15 protein-coding genes are annotated in these 13,755 nt (G+C 66.8%); 1 reads left to right on the forward strand and 14 read right to left on the reverse strand.

Annotated elements, in window-relative coordinates:
- The first annotated feature begins 91 nt into the window (after positions 1–91).
- Positions 92–301: a hypothetical protein gene (locus CCR94_RS24070; protein WP_146090174.1), complete on the forward strand. Its 210-nt coding sequence runs from the start codon at positions 92–94 to the stop codon at positions 299–301.
- A gap of 156 nt (positions 302–457) precedes the next feature.
- Here CCR94_RS24070 and CCR94_RS24075 read toward each other — a convergent pair whose 3' ends face one another.
- From CCR94_RS24075 to CCR94_RS24140, 14 genes are all read right to left on the reverse strand, one after another.
- On the reverse strand, positions 458–838 hold the full coding sequence (locus tag CCR94_RS24075; protein ID WP_104510813.1) for a hypothetical protein: 381 nt from the start codon (positions 836–838) through the stop codon (positions 458–460).
- Positions 835–1,398, reverse strand: coding sequence for a chemotaxis protein CheD (locus tag CCR94_RS24080; RefSeq protein WP_104510814.1), 564 nt, complete (start codon positions 1,396–1,398; stop codon positions 835–837). Before CCR94_RS24080 ends, CCR94_RS24075 begins: the two co-directional genes overlap by 4 nt.
- Positions 1,395–1,787 carry a response regulator gene (locus CCR94_RS24085; RefSeq protein WP_104510815.1) on the reverse strand — a complete coding sequence of 131 codons (393 nt, stop codon included), beginning with the start codon at positions 1,785–1,787 and terminating at the stop codon, positions 1,395–1,397. Before CCR94_RS24085 ends, CCR94_RS24080 begins: the two co-directional genes overlap by 4 nt.
- 1 nt (position 1,788) lies before the next feature.
- Positions 1,789–2,808 (reverse strand): protein-glutamate methylesterase/protein-glutamine glutaminase, encoded by a 1,020-nt coding sequence (locus tag CCR94_RS24090; RefSeq protein ID WP_104510816.1) that lies wholly within the window; start codon positions 2,806–2,808, stop codon positions 1,789–1,791.
- Positions 2,805–3,680 carry a CheR family methyltransferase gene (locus CCR94_RS24095; RefSeq protein WP_244594218.1) on the reverse strand — a complete coding sequence of 292 codons (876 nt, stop codon included), beginning with the start codon at positions 3,678–3,680 and terminating at the stop codon, positions 2,805–2,807. Before CCR94_RS24095 ends, CCR94_RS24090 begins: the two co-directional genes overlap by 4 nt.
- Positions 3,677–4,144 carry a chemotaxis protein CheW gene (locus CCR94_RS24100; protein WP_104510817.1) on the reverse strand — a complete coding sequence of 156 codons (468 nt, stop codon included), beginning with the start codon at positions 4,142–4,144 and terminating at the stop codon, positions 3,677–3,679. Before CCR94_RS24100 ends, CCR94_RS24095 begins: the two co-directional genes overlap by 4 nt.
- An 8-nt stretch (positions 4,145–4,152) precedes the next feature.
- On the reverse strand, positions 4,153–6,264 hold the full coding sequence (locus tag CCR94_RS24105; RefSeq protein ID WP_244594219.1) for a chemotaxis protein CheA: 2,112 nt from the start codon (positions 6,262–6,264) through the stop codon (positions 4,153–4,155).
- Between the two features lie 3 nt (positions 6,265–6,267).
- Positions 6,268–6,633 (reverse strand): response regulator, encoded by a 366-nt coding sequence (locus CCR94_RS24110; RefSeq protein WP_104510818.1) that lies wholly within the window; start codon positions 6,631–6,633, stop codon positions 6,268–6,270.
- Between the two features lie 17 nt (positions 6,634–6,650).
- Positions 6,651–6,944 carry an STAS domain-containing protein gene (locus CCR94_RS24115; protein ID WP_104510819.1) on the reverse strand — a complete coding sequence of 98 codons (294 nt, stop codon included), beginning with the start codon at positions 6,942–6,944 and terminating at the stop codon, positions 6,651–6,653.
- A 9-nt stretch (positions 6,945–6,953) separates the two neighbouring features.
- Positions 6,954–8,720 (reverse strand): methyl-accepting chemotaxis protein, encoded by a 1,767-nt coding sequence (locus tag CCR94_RS24120; RefSeq protein ID WP_104510841.1) that lies wholly within the window; start codon positions 8,718–8,720, stop codon positions 6,954–6,956.
- A 258-nt stretch (positions 8,721–8,978) separates the two neighbouring features.
- Complete coding sequence (locus CCR94_RS24125) at positions 8,979–11,093, reverse strand: methyl-accepting chemotaxis protein (RefSeq protein WP_104510820.1); 2,115 nt, start codon at positions 11,091–11,093, stop codon at positions 8,979–8,981.
- A gap of 140 nt (positions 11,094–11,233) precedes the next feature.
- A complete protein-coding gene (locus tag CCR94_RS24130) occupies positions 11,234–12,067 on the reverse strand; it encodes an ABC transporter ATP-binding protein (protein ID WP_244594220.1) in 834 nt (277 codons plus the stop codon).
- Positions 12,064–12,903: an ABC transporter permease gene (locus CCR94_RS24135; protein ID WP_158254893.1), complete on the reverse strand. Its 840-nt coding sequence runs from the start codon at positions 12,901–12,903 to the stop codon at positions 12,064–12,066. Before CCR94_RS24135 ends, CCR94_RS24130 begins: the two co-directional genes overlap by 4 nt.
- On the reverse strand, positions 12,900–13,754 hold the full coding sequence (locus tag CCR94_RS24140; RefSeq protein ID WP_244594221.1) for an ABC transporter permease: 855 nt from the start codon (positions 13,752–13,754) through the stop codon (positions 12,900–12,902). The genes CCR94_RS24135 and CCR94_RS24140 overlap by 4 nt, the downstream gene beginning before the upstream one ends.
- Position 13,755: the final 1 nt, after the last annotated feature.

Raw genomic sequence — 13,755 nt, forward strand, 5'->3', positions numbered from 1 at the left:
GCTCGAGAATGGGCGTATGACAGCCATGGGCGCGGTCGGCAAGGCGCACGACCGCGCGCGACGGGTTCCTGACGCGACGATTGGAGTTCGCATGCCCTGGTTCGTGGTCTATCGCAACAAGACGATGAACAAGGAGATGCGTTCGCCGCCTTGCCCAACGGAACGCAGCGCGCTGACGCATGCGCGCGCGCTTGACCGGGATGGCGCCGAAGTCTTGCGCGTCGAAGGCCCGGACGGAGCGGCCGTGCCGGCGCGGATGCTCGACGCATGGCTCGACGACGCTCCAGACATGGCCGATTGACGGACGCGACATGCGACGGCGGCCTCATCTTGTCGGCGTTAGAGCATTTTCAAGCGAAGCGGACACCGGTTCGCGTGAAAAAATGCGTTAAAACAAGAATCTGGAGTGTTTTCATGTTTCCACGAAACGTGAAGATGCTCTGGACGCGAACGGGCTTCAGCCGCCCGACGTGAAGAAAATATCCTCGTCGTCGGCGCTGTCGCGCGGCATCGACGCAAGCGCCTGGCGCCCGGTGAGATAAGCCGCGAGATCGTGAAGCCGAACCGGCTGCGTGGCGCCGACAAGATCAACGGCGACCCCGCGCTGCATCTGGCGCGCGAGCTGGCCGATAAACTCGGCGATGGCCGCGACCTCCTGCACGCTGAGGTCGAGTTGCTGCACATCGGTGAAATGCCCCGCCGGGGGCGTTTCCGATTGCCGCAAAATCTCCCCGACGGCGACCTCCACCCGCGACAGCCGCGAGGAGGTCAGGCGCAGGGCTTCGGCGGCCCGCGCCAGCGCGCCCGCCAGATCGTTGATTTCCCGTCGCGCCTTCATGAGAACAACTCCATGTCGCCCCCGGTGGAAGTCGCGGCGGAGGGAAACGCGCTGGCCTTTGCCGCCTCGGTGGCGGCCAGTTTCGGCCCCGGCGCGACACAGATCTGTCTGGCGCGGCCGGAGACGGGCCAGAATTGCACGCGCCGGGCGCGTGTGCCGCCGAGATCCTCGGCGACGATCCGGATGCCCTCGTGGCGCAGGAAGCGCCGGGCGAAATCGGCATTGTCGGCGCCGATGTTGGAAAGCCCGCGCACCATATTGGCGCCGCCGAAGATTTTGGCGTGGAGCCGTTCGCGGCGGGCGCCGATCTGCATGAGGTCGTTGATCAGCACTTCCATCAGATAGACGCCGTAGCGCTCCATGGTGCGAAGCTGATTGCGCCCCTCGGCCTGTTCGCCAGGCAGGAGAAAATGGTTTATGCCGCCGACCAGCGCCACGGGATCGTGCAGGCAGACGGCGACGCACGAGCCGAGCACCGTCGAAAACACCGTCGCAGGGTCGGCGCTGACGGCGCGCTCCCCCTGGACGATTGTCGTCGTGATCAGCGGCGCTTCGATCATTGCAGGCGTCCGACCACCGCCTCGATGGCCTTGCGCACGGCCTCGACCGTGAACGGCTTGGCGACGTAATTGTTCATTTGCAGCGCCTTGCCGCGATCGATCAGCGTCTTGTCGGCGCTGCCGGTCACCAGGATGAAGCCGATCCGGCTGGTCGAGGGCGTTTCGCGCAGCTTCTTCAGCAGCGTCAAGCCGTCCATGCCCGGCATGTTCATGTCGGAGATCACCAGATGGCCCGGCTTGGCCACGATATCCTTCAAGGCCTGCACGCCATCCTTGGCCTGGACGACGCGCGTGATGCCGATCTGTTCGAGCGCGTCGATGATGAGGGCGCGGCTCACCGCCGTGTCGTCCACCACGGTGACTTCCAGTCGTTCCGCCAAAGAGCCCATGTTATCGCCTTTCCAAAAAAGTCAAATCCAGGATGCGCCGTCCGATCTCGTGCAGCGGCGCCTCGCTTTCCACCGCGCCGCATTTTTTCGCGGCGCGGGGCATGCCGTGGACCATGCTGGTCGCCTCGTCCTGGGCGAGCGTGCGCGCCCCGGCCGCGCGCATGGCCAGCAGGCCGTCCGCGCCATCGTCGCCCATGCCCGTCAGGATCACGCCGACCGCGTTTTTGCCAAAATTTTTCGCCAGCGCGTGAAACAGCGCGTTGACGGAAGGGCGGAACACATCCCCCGGTTCGCCCGGACGCAAGCGGCAGGCCGGCCGCGAACCATTGGTGGCCTCGATGTGGACGCCGCCGGGCGCGAGCCAGACCCGTCCGGTTTCGAGCGGGGCGCCGTCCTCGGCTTCCGCCACCTGCGCCTCCGTGGCGGCGTTCAGGCGTTTGGCGAAGCTCTTGGTGAAAGCGCCGGGCATATGCACGGCGACCAGGGTCGGCGGGCAATCGGCGGGATAGCTGGCGAGCACGGCGAGCAGGGCCTCGACGCAGCCGGTGGACGCGCCGATGGCGACGATCTTGCCATCCCAGTGATAGGCGGAGTGGCGAAGGTGGGATTGAGGCGTCATGCGCTCGCCCACGCGCGCGCCCGCCGCCGCCAGCACGCAGGCCGGCAGGCTGTCGAAGGCGTTGGGATGTTCGATCGTGGGCTTGCCGACGCAGGTCACGGCCCCCAGCTCCAGCGCCGCGAGGGTCGCGGAAGCGCCGCGCGCCGTCTGGCTCGAAACCATCACCACGGGCATGGGGCGCAGCCGCATCACCTTTTCGAGAAAGTTCAGGCCGTCCATCTTCGGCATTTCGACGTCGAGCGTCATCACGTCGGGGTTGAGCTGCTTGATCGCCGCCCGCGCCTCGATCGGGTCGCCGGCCATGCCGACCACTTCGATCCCGGCGTCGCGCGACAGCGTCGCGGCGATCATGGCGCGCATGGTCGCGGAATCGTCCACCACGAGAACGCGCACCGGCTTCATGACGAAACCTCCGGCGCGGTCGCGGTATTGCGGCGGTAGCTGGTGACGCCCGCGCTGTCGAAACAGGCGGCGGCGGGTCCGTCCACCCGCTCGGAATGGCCGATATAGAGCCAGCCGCCGGGCGCGAGCATGGCGGCGAATTTCGCCCACAGGGCGCGCTGGGTGGCGTCGTCGAAATAGATCGCGACATTGCGGCAGAAAATGGCGTCGAACGGGCCGCGCATCGGCCAGGCGGCGTTGAGATTGAGGCGACGGAAGGCGATCATCCGCCGCAAATCCGCGCCGGCGCGCCGGCCGGCGCCCTCCTTGGCGAAGTAGCGCTGCAAGGCCTGGGGCGGAACGTCCTCGACCAGCGCGGCCTCGGGATAGAGGCCCTCGCGGCCATGGGCGATCATGCGGGGATCGATGTCGGTCGCCAGCACCTTTATGTCGAGATCGGCCACTCTCGGGTCCAGATGCAGCGCGGTCAGGGCGATGGAATAGGGCTCCTCGCCGCTGGAGCATGCGGCCGACCACAGTCGCGCCCGCTCGCCGCGCCGCGCCCGCGCCAGCAGCGGCGGCAGCACGGAATGTTCGAGATGATCGAAATGATGCCGCTCGCGGAAGAAGCGGGTGACGTTGGTGGTCAGCGCCGACAGCATTTCCTGCCGCTCGCCGTTGTCCTCCTCGCGCAGCAGCGCGCAATAATCGGAAAAGCTCTCCAGGTTCAGCGCCCGCAGCCGCTTGATCAGCCGCGAATAGACCAGGCTGGCCTTGTTCTCCGTCAAAAAAATGCGCGCGTCCGCATAGAGCATATCGGCGATGTCGCGAAAATCCTCACCCGTGAGCGGGTAGTCGCCTTCGATCAGATTGCCCTTGCGGAGCGCGCTCAAGCGGCTTCTCCGATCGAGGGCGGCGTCAGATGGTCGAGGCGGATCAGGCCGACCATGCGATCGTCAAAAGCGAACACGCCCTGCACGTAGAGTTTCACCACCTCGGACGCGACATCGGGAATCGGCTGGATGGTTTCGGACGGCTGCGACAGGATGTCGGACACCGCATCGACCAGCAGCCCCACCAGCCTGCTGCCGATCTGCACCACGATCACCACCCGGCGGGCGGAAATTTCGATCGGAGGGAACCCCAGCCGCTCCGCCAGATCGACGATGGGCAGCACCGCGCCGCGCAGGTTGATCACGCCGCGCACGTAGGAGGGCGCGTGCGGCAAGGCCGTGGCGGGAGTCCAGCCGCGAATCTCGCGCACCGCCATGATGTCGATGGCGAATTCCATCGCGCCGAGCCGGAACACGATGAATTCCTTGGAAACGCCGGCGCTGTTGTCGTTGTGTTCGATCATGGCTCGGCTCACTCCGCGGCCAGCGGCGATTGCGCATGCGCGGATGCGCCTGCGACGAAGATATCAATGTCCAGGATCAGGGCGACGCGGCCGTCGCCGAGAATGGTCGCGGCGGCGACGCCGGGGATGTGCTGGTAGTTGGTTTCAAGACTCTTGATCACCACCTGGCGCTGGTCGAGGATGGCGTCCACGATCAGGGCGCAGCGCCGGCCGCCCTCGCTTTCGACAATGATGACCACGCCCAAAGTGGGGTCGGCCTCGTCGTCGCGATAGCCCATCTCGCGGCCGACATCGATCAGCGGGACGAACACGCCACGGTCGGCCAGCACCCGCGTCTCGACGCCGAGACGATGCACCTGCTGGGCTTTCGGCCGCAGCGTCTCGACGATGGCGGTGAGCGGCGCGACAAGCGTCTGGTCGGCGACCCGCACCACCATGCCGTCGAGAACGGCGAGAGTCAGCGGCAGGCTCATGGAAAAGGTCGTGCCCAGTCCCGGCCGCGACGTTATGGAAATGCGGCCGCCGAGCGACTGGATCGAACTGCGCACCACATCCATGCCGACGCCGCGCCCGGAAATGTCCGACACCGTCGAAGCCGTCGAAAAGCCCGGCAGGAACAGCAGGCTGTCGATCTCGGCGCTGGACAGCTGCGCGTCGGCGGCGATCAGATCCTTCTCCACCGCCTTGGCTTTCACGCGGGCGCGGTCGATGCCCTTGCCGTCGTCGCTGACGTCGATGAAGATGCGGCCCGAGCGATGCGCGGCGCTGAGGCGCACCTCGCCCTGATCGGGCTTGCCCGCCGCGCGGCGTTCCTCGGGCGATTCCAAGCCGTGGTCGATGGCGTTGCGGATCATGTGCGTCAGGGGATCGGCCAGTTTTTCGAACACGGTGCGATCCACTTCGGTCGCCTCGCCCTCGGTCTTCAGCCGCACCTGCTTGCCGGTCATGTCGGCCAGTTCGCGCACGATGCGGGTCATGCGCTGGAACAGCGGCTTCACCGGCTGGGCGCGGATCGCCATGATGCCTTCCTGGATTTCGCGCGTGAGCTGCTCCAGCGAGGTCAAATCGTCGAAGGCTTTGCACGCGCGAGGAAGGCCCGCGTCGAGAATGCTTTGCGACAGCATGGCCTGATTGATCACGAGTTCGCCGACCAGATTGGCCAGCCGGTCCACCCGTTCGAGATCGACGCGGATGGTTTGCGAAACCGGCGCCTCCGCTTTGGCGGTTTCGAGTTTGGCGATCTCGGGCTTGGGTTTTTCGCGCGGTGTCGCGGCGGCTTCAGGCGCGGGCAGGTCGATGGTCAGCGGCGTGAAATCCAGTCCGTCGCCGTTGGCCGCTTCATCTTTCGCCGCCGACGCCGCCGCGACGGTCTCGATCGTGAGTTCGCAATCGTCGCGCACGAAGTCGAACACCTCCTCGACGGCGTCGCGGGGCGCGGCGGTGGCGAGGTCGATGGTCCAGGCGAGATAGGCGCCGTTGGGGTCGAACGCGTCGAGCAGGGGCAGCGCGGAGGCGTCGCAGCGCGTGCTGACAGCGCCGAGTTGGGCCAGTTCGCGCAAAATGCGGGCAGGCTCATTGCCGCGCCGGTAAAGGTCGGGCATGGGCCGGAAAAAAATCCGCCAGTCTTGCATCGCCGCGACGGGCGCGAAACCGTCGAGCGAGAGGGTCAGGGGCTGAAAGCCGAAGGAATCGCCTTCGTCCGACGCAGCCGCCGGCGCCGGGGCTTCGTCCTCCGAGAGTCCCGCGAGATCGGCGGAGAGCGCCTGGAGGCGCGCGTCCTCGACCTCCTGCTGGCCCTGCGCCTCGCGCACCAGATCGGCGAGCAGGTCGGCGGAGCGCAGCATGATCTTCATCACCCCCGGCGAGGGCTCCATCCGATGGTCGCGCAGGCGGTCGAGCGCGGTTTCGAACTTGTGGGCGAAGCGCACGAGACGCTCGAACTTGAAGGCGCCGGCGCCGCCCTTGATCGAATGAACGGCGCGGAACACGGCGTTGACGGTCTCGGCATCGGCCTCGCCGATTTCGAGCGCCAGCAGCCCGGTCTCGGTTTCGTTAAGCTGCTCCTCGCATTCCTGGAAAAAGGTCTGCCGGATCGTCGCCATTGTGTCCACGGCGGTCATCGCTCAGGCCGCCACGCGGCGCACGGCGCTGACCAGCTTTTCGGCGTCGAACGGCTTGACGATCCAGCCCGTCGCGCCGGCCTTGCGCGCCCGGTCCTTTTTTTCGGGCGCGTTTTCCGTGGTGAGGACCAGGATGGGAATGCTGCGATAGCCGGGATCGTTGCGGACAGCCTCGATGAAGCCGAAGCCGTCGAGCCGGGGCATGTTGATGTCGGTGATGATGACGTCGGGTTTTTCCTCGCGCAGCCTTTCGAGCCCGTGGGCGCCGTCCACCGCATCCACCACGCGGTAGCCGGCCTCGGACAAAGCGAGGTTGAGCATGTCGCGCATGGTGCGCGAATCGTCCACCGTCAGGATGGTCATGGGCATGGTTTGAGGTCTCCCGATCATTCTTGCGAAAACTCTTGCGCGGGATCCACGCCCATCGCACGGATCTGGCTCGAGGGTTCGTCTCCCAGGTTGATCAGCGTCAGCGCGACGCCATCGGCGCGCCAGCTTCGCGCGGCGGAGAGAAGGGTTTGCAGGCCCTGGGCGCCGATCCGGCGCGTGGCCTGGGCGTTCAGGGTCAGGGGCGCGTAACGCAGGTCGCACAAGGCGTTGGCCAGAGGCGCGGCGCCGTCGGCGTCGAGCACGGCCGGCAGGGCGAATTCAGTCTGCTTGTCTTCCAGCGTGAGCTTCATGGCCGCGCCTCAAAATTCGCGCCAATCTTGATCGTCCTCCTCCACGGCTGCGCGTCCGGAAAATCCGCCGCCCGCCGCTTTTTGCGGCGGCGCCCGCCTGGAGCGCGCGGGGGGCGCGGCCTTCTGCGCATAGGGCGCCGCCTTGGGCGCGGAAGACCCGGCCTTGGGCGCTGGCCCGGGCTTGCGGAAGGCGTGCGGGGCCGCCCGCTCCAGCTCGCGCCGCATGGAATGATCCGGCGCGCCGGGAATGTGGAATTCGGAGATCATCATGGCCAGACGGTCGGTTTCCTGGGCCAGCGACTGGCTCGCCGCCGTCGCCTGTTCCGACATGGCGGCGTTCTGCTGCGTGCCCTGATCCATCTGGTTCACGGCGCTGTTGACCTGTTGCAGCCCGGTGGCCTGCTCCTCGGCGCTGGAGGCGATGTCGGTGATGACGCCGGCGATTTCCGAGACCCTGTCCTCGATCTGCGACAGCGCCTTGCCGGTTTCCGCCACCAGCGACACGCCTTCGCTGACCTGGCTGCTCGACGTCGAGATCAAATCCTTGATCTCCTTGGCCGCGCCCGCCGAACGCTGCGCCAAGGCGCGCACTTCCGAGGCGACGACGGCGAAGCCGCGCCCGGCGTCGCCGGCGCGGGCCGCCTCCACGCCGGCGTTGAGCGCCAGCAGGTTGGTCTGGAACGCGATTTCGTCGATCACCCCGATGATCTGGCTGATCTGATGCGAGGATTTCTCGATCTTGCTCATGGCCTCCACGGCCTTGCGCACGATGGCGCCGCCGTGCTGGGCGTCGACCCGCGCGCCGCTGACGGCTTCGCGCGCCACGCGGGCGCCCGCCGCCGTCTTGTTCACCGTGGCGGTGATCTGGTCGAGCGCCGCCGCCGTCTGTTCGAGGCTGGCCGCCTGTTGTTCGGTGCGCCGCGACAGGTCGTTGGAGGCGACCGCGATTTCCTCGGCGCCGGAATGGACCGAATCCGTGGAGGCGCGCACGCCCTCGAACGCGTCCGCAAGCTGCTCGATCGCCGCGTTGAAATCGGCCTGCAATTGCGCGTAGGCCTCCGGCATGTCCTCGGTGATGTGATAGGTGAGGTCCTTCTCCGCCAGTTTGGCGAGGCCGGCGCCGATGGTGCGCGCCACGGCCGAGCGCTCCCTGGCCAACGCCTCGGCTTCGGCGTGCTTGCGCGTCTCCTCGGCCTTGGCGGCCATGTCGCGCTCGCGTTCGGCGGCCTCAGCCTCCTGGCGCTTGCGCGCCTCCTCGGCGGCGTCGATATAGACCGAAATCGACAGGTCCATGTCGAGATAGATGCCCTTCAGCAGCGCGGACAGCGACTTCGCCAGATCCTCCGCCTTGGCTTGCGCGCCGAACGCCAGCATCCCCTTGGGCCAGGCCTCCTTGACGATCGCCGTGACGAGGTATTCCGTGATCAGGGCGTAGGAGCCGATGTACCAGCGCGGCTCCAGCCCGATGCGCGCATGGGTCTCGCCGATGCGGCGGACCTGGGTGTAATAGCGCTGGTCGAACTGGCCGGAGCTGATCGCGGACCAATGCCCGAGCTGCATGGTCTTGGCGCGGGTAATTCCGCCTTCGTTGGAGAAGAACCGCCGCGTTTCCGGCGTCGCGCGCACCTGTTCGTAGAATTTGTCGAGCGCGGCCGGCAGCTCGCGCTCGATCACCGGCTTGATCTTCAAAATGGCCGCGCTGGCGCCCGCGTCCATCCGGATGAACTGCAATCTTTCGTTCAATGGGTCCGCATGCGACAAGTTCTGCTCAGTCATGGCTGATATCTCGCAATGCGGCGCCAGCTCGAAGCCGATCAGCCGGCCGCGACGCGCTTGATGGAATTGGAAACAACGTAAGGAGACATGCCGCTTCAACGCGACGGAATCGGGCGGCGTCATGCCTCAGGATCTCGCGGCGGAGCGCGGGAATGCCGATCACTGGATATTGATACAGATCAAATATTGCGCCGCTATTAACGCCGCCAAATAAACCCGGCCGCGGCGGCGCGCGGATGACCTTGCGTCACAGCAGGTTCAGGCGCCGACCGGAACGGCGATGCGCAGGGCGCCCCAATGCTCGCCGCGAACGACCACCGGCATCGAAATGTCCTTCATCATGTCCACGACGCCGCCGCCGAGGTCGCGCGGGTAGGACTGCACCAGCACGTCCTGGAGATTGCGCGCCGCCGCCAGTCCCGCGCGATCGTCGAAGATGCGCCGGTTGCGCGAATGGCGCGCGTTCCAGACGGGATCGTCGCCCTGGGGCTGGGACCAGATCTTGTTATGCACGGGAATGTAGCCATTGCGATCGGTGACGAGGCAGAACGTCAGGCGCGGGTCTTCGGTAAGCGCGGTTTCCAGGATCGGCGGCAGAATCTTTTCGAGCAGTTCCAGCGACACGGTCGTGACCTGCTCCGGGTCCGTGCCGGGAATCGGGCTGTAGTCGGCGCTGAACAGATCCTCCGGCGAAATGTCGCCTTGGGCCAGCGCTCGTTCGAACGCCTCCTGAACGCTGTCGCGCCGTCGCGCCGCCAGGGCGCGCAGCGGCGCGTCCTTGTCGATCTCGCGGCGCACCAGTTCGGCCAGATCGCCGCGCTGGGCGGGCGACAGCTCGACGAATTCGACGCGCAAGATGTCAGGGTCGCGCGCGCGGCATTTGCCCTGAATGGAGCCGATGCCCGGAAGGTTCATGACAATGTCCTCGCCCTCCTCAAGCCCGTGCGAGGCGATCCAGAGCGAGCATCCGCCTTCGGAAATCTCCATTGTCGAAACGTTCTCGCGACGGCCGTGAAGATCGAGGGTCACCTGTAGCTTGACGGGAATGCGCGGGTGGCGGCGCCCATCCACACCGAGAAAACCGCGCACGGTGATGGTGAGCCGGTTGGTCAACCCGCGCAGCATGCCCGCGACCTTGGAGCCGAAATTCTGGACGTTCAAGGCGATGTTTTCGATCTCGACGACGCCGGCGGTGAACATGCGCGCGCTGCGGCTGAGATCGTTGGCGCTGTTTGCCGCCGACTTGGCGTTGCCGGTGATTTCCTCCAGTTGCGCGACCTGATGCGCGGCATGGGTCGCCACCCCGCGCGCCATGCCATCCATGTCGCCGATCATTTCGCCGACCCGGCTCAGGGCGGCGGAGGCCGCCTCGGTCGCCGTGACGATTTCGGCGATCTGGTCGGAAATTTCTCGGGTCGCGACAGCGGTTCGCTGCGACAATTGCTTGACTTCGCTCGCCACCACGGCGAAGCCGCGTCCGGCCTCGCCGGCGCGCGAGGCCTCGATGGTCGCGTTGAGGGCCAGCAGGTTGGTCTGGGCCGAAATGGTGGTGATGAGCTTGACGATTTCGGCGACGCGGCCGGCGGTTTCGGTCAGCCGCACCATCCGTCGCGCCGCCTCCTCGGAGACGGCGACCGCCTCGGTCGCCATGCGCGATGTTTGCTCGGCCTGGTCGCCGACGTCGCGGCTGCTCGCCTGCAACTCGTCGATCGCCGCCGCGACGGCCTTGATCTCGTCGCGGTTCGACTTGGAGCCGCCTTCGATCATCTCGAAACCGCGCCGCAACTCCTCCATGGAGCGGGACAGTTCGCCGACAATCTCGGTCAGGTCGTCGGATCGGGCCTTGGCGGTCCGGTGCGCGACCATCACCTCTTCTTCCACCGACTTGACCATTTGCTGCGCGCCGCGGTGGAGCATCTGGTCTTCGGCGTTTTCGACATAGGCCGTGAGCGTCAGCTCCATGTCGAGAAAGAGGGCGCGGGCGAGGGCGATCAGTTCCTCTGGCGCGCGGGCGTTGTGGTCGCCCGCGACGACCAATTCGAAAAGAAAGAGATAGCCTTGCAGGACGAAACGCGGGGTGACGCCGGCCTTGGCGTTCTCCAGGCCGATCCGCCGCACGCTCGCTTTGAAGGCGTCGTCGTCCGCGCCCGTCAGCAGGCCGCGCCAATGCTCGGCCAGTTCCTTCTTGAACGCTTCGAGGCCCGCCTGCCGCGTCAGCACGGCCAGTTCGGGATCGTCGCGGAATTTTTCGTGATAGGCTTCGATGAGCGCGTCGAAGCGCGGCATGATGCGCGCGGTGGCCCGCGCAAGCGCGCCGCTTCCGGAGTTGGCGGACTGGGTCTTTCTCGCGCGGAGGCGAGAGAACTGCAACATGATGGGTCCAACTCCGGTAGGATCGTCGAGCGAACCATCGCGGGCTGGCGCGAAGCTTGCAGCCGCCGGCGCGCATGCCGGCAGGTCTGGATGGCGGCAGGTCTGGATGGCGGCGCGGAAATCCCGCAACCGCAAAACGTTCAGGCGGGCGCGGCTTCGCGCGCGTCCGCCTCGCGCGCAAGCGAAAGCTCGGCGCCGTTGTACGCCACGCCCAGCAGCGCCAGAACCTGATCGCGCAAGCCGATGAATCCGGGGCTCGACCGGTCGTGGGTCTGCGGTCCCGACACCGACAGCACGGTCGCGACCCGGCCGGGATCCGGCCGCATCACCACCACGCGGTCGCCGAGATAGACGGCTTCATCGACATCGTGCGTCACCAGGATCGCGGTCGCGCCCTCCTGACGCACGATGCGCAGCAGTTCATTCTGCAAGCGCAGGCGGGTCAGGGCGTCGAGCGCGCCGAGCGGCTCGTCGAGCAGCAGGAACCGCGGCCGGTTGACCAGCGCCCGCGCGATGGCCACGCGCTGCGCCATGCCGCCGGACAATTGCGCGGGATAAGCGTCCGAAAAGCGCTCAAGGCCGACGAGGCGCATCTGCGCGTCCACGCGCTCCGCCTTTTCCGCCTTGCCGAGCGGACTGTGGCGCAGGGCGACGGCGATGTTCGACCGGACATTCAGCCAGGGCAGCAGCCGGTGATCCTGAAACACGATGGCTCTGTCGAGACCGGGCGTCTTCACGCGAACGCCATCGATGCGCACCTCGCCCTCGTAATCGGTGTCGAGGCCGAGGATCAGGCGCAACAAGGTGGATTTGCCGCAGCCGGACGCGCCGACGATGCTGACGAACTCGCCCTCGTCGACATGGAGATCGACGCCGCTGAGCGCCAGCATTTTTCGCCCGGAGACGAGGAAGCGTTTGCTGACGTGGGAGATGTCCAGCGCGTGCGCGGCGGTTTCCCGCGCGGGCGCCGTCACAACGTCCTCCAGCGCAGCAGACGCCGCTCGGCCGCCCGGGCCAACAGGTTGAAGAGGAGGCCGACGCCGCCCAGCAGCAGGATGCACAGCAGCAGCCTGTCCATCTGGAACAATTGCTGGCCCTCGTTCATCTGGCCGCCGATGCCCGGCGCGATGTTGAACAGCAGTTCCGCGCCAACGGTCCCCGCCCATGCGCAGATCAGGGCGGAATGCAGGCCGGTGAAGATTTGCGGCAACGCGCAGGGCAGGGCGATCAGCCAGACGAAGCCCAGGCGGCCGAACAGCAGCACATTGGAAAGCTCCCGATAGGATTTGGGGACTTCCGCGACGCCGCGCCAGCTGTTGACCAGGGTCGGCTGGAACGCGGCCATGGCGATGAAGGCGATCTTGCCGGCCTCGTTGCCGCCGAACCACATCGACACCAGCGGAATCCAGGCGAACAGCGAAATCTGCCGATAGGTCATCAGGGTCGGGCCGAGCGCCCGCTGCGCCAGGGGCGAAAAGCCCAGCACAAGACCCGCCGATACGCCGGCGCAGGCGCCGAGGACGAAGCCGGCGAGATCGCGCCCGAGACTGGCGAGCACATGGTGAAACAGGTCGTCATGAACAAAACCTCGCCAGCCGCGAACCGCGACGGCTTCCAGCGACGGAAGAAATCTGGCGTCGACGCCGGGCAGATGCGCGCCAATCTCCCAGACCAGCAACGCCGCCAGCGGCGCGAGCCAAGGGCGCCAGCCGCTGGCGCCAAGTTTCGAGACGAGACGCGACAGCAAGCCCGGTCCCGCGCCTGGGCGGCTTTTCGCGCGCGCGGCGCCCAGCGCGACGGTGAAATTCATGCGGCGCCCTCCAGATGCCAGCGGCTCAAGCGGAGTTCGACCCATCGCAGCAGGGTGTGGAAAATGAGACCGATGAGCGCGATGACCGCCATCGCGGCCATCACCAGCTCCAACTGGAACAGCTGGCGGCCGTAGGCCATCATGTAGCCAAGCCCTTCAAACGAGGCGAGCAGTTCGACGGCCACCAGCGCGTGCCAGGCATTGGCCAGGCCTTCGCGCAAGCCGGTGAAGATCGAGGGCAGGGCGCAGGGCAGGATGATCGTGGAAAAAGTCGCGCGCCGGTCGAACATCAAGACCCTGCCGAGTTCGCGGTAGCCGGCCGGCACGTCGCGCACGCCCTGCAATGTGCAAAGCGTCGCCGGCAGGAACGCCGCCCAGGCGATCAGCACGATTTTCAAAGTCTCGCCAATGCCGAACAGCAGCATCAGCACCGGCATCCAGGCGATATGCGGAATCTGGTTGAAGGCGAGAAAGAAGGGCTCGATATAGCCGCGCAGGGTCGCCGACGCGCCGAGCGCGCCGCCGACGCCGACTCCGGCGACGATCCCGACGGCGAAGCCGGACAGGACACGCTGGAGACTGACGAGCGTGGCGCTTTGCAAGCTTCCGTCCGCGGTAGTTTCGCGCAGCGTCTGCCAGACCGCGTCCGGCGACGGCAGGATCTGCTCGGGAATCCAGTTCCACCGCGCGCAAAAGAACCAGGCGGCGGCAAGCCCGACGGGAACCGCGAGGCCCGCCAAGGCCTTGGCTGCGAACTTGGCGGCGAAGGCGCCGAACCGGCGCAGGCGGTCCGACATCGACATCCCGATCCCCGGTCGGGCGGGCAGGGCTAGGGTTCGTCCGAGGCTCATC

It is taken from the genome of Rhodoblastus sphagnicola (assembly GCF_002937075.1).
Taxonomy (GTDB): Bacteria; Pseudomonadota; Alphaproteobacteria; order Rhizobiales; family Beijerinckiaceae; genus Rhodoblastus; species Rhodoblastus sphagnicola.